Source organism: Halomonas sp. ND22Bw (assembly GCF_003011945.1).
GTDB classification, from domain to species: domain Bacteria; phylum Pseudomonadota; class Gammaproteobacteria; order Pseudomonadales; family Halomonadaceae; genus Halomonas; species Halomonas halophila.
Genome location: NZ_PXWD01001070.1, coordinates 1 through 264 on the forward strand (window position 1 = coordinate 1; position 264 = coordinate 264).

The following is a 264-nucleotide window of genomic DNA, read 5'->3' on the forward strand; positions in this document are numbered from 1 at the left end:
GGAGCGCGTCGATCGCGGTGCGGGATTCGGGCCGGATCTCGTCGGCGAGCGCGAGTGCTCCGATCACGGCACCGCCGGCGAGGACGTGCAGGATGATCGCCCCGTCCCCGCGCCACCGATCGGCGACAGCGAGTTCGGATCCGCGCGCTTGCTCGCGCAGCGCGGGCCCGCCGACCTGGATCCGGAGGCCGTCGACGTCGGCTGCGACCCCGACAGCGGGGGACGACTGGAAGTCGGCGGCCACCGGGACCGTCAGGTTCCGTG

Annotated in this window: 1 pseudogene; it reads right to left on the minus strand. The window is 74.2% G+C overall.

Annotated features, from left to right (window positions below):
- Positions 1–264 (minus strand): annotated as a pseudogene (locus CVH10_RS21460) (heavy metal translocating P-type ATPase); the annotation flags it as partial.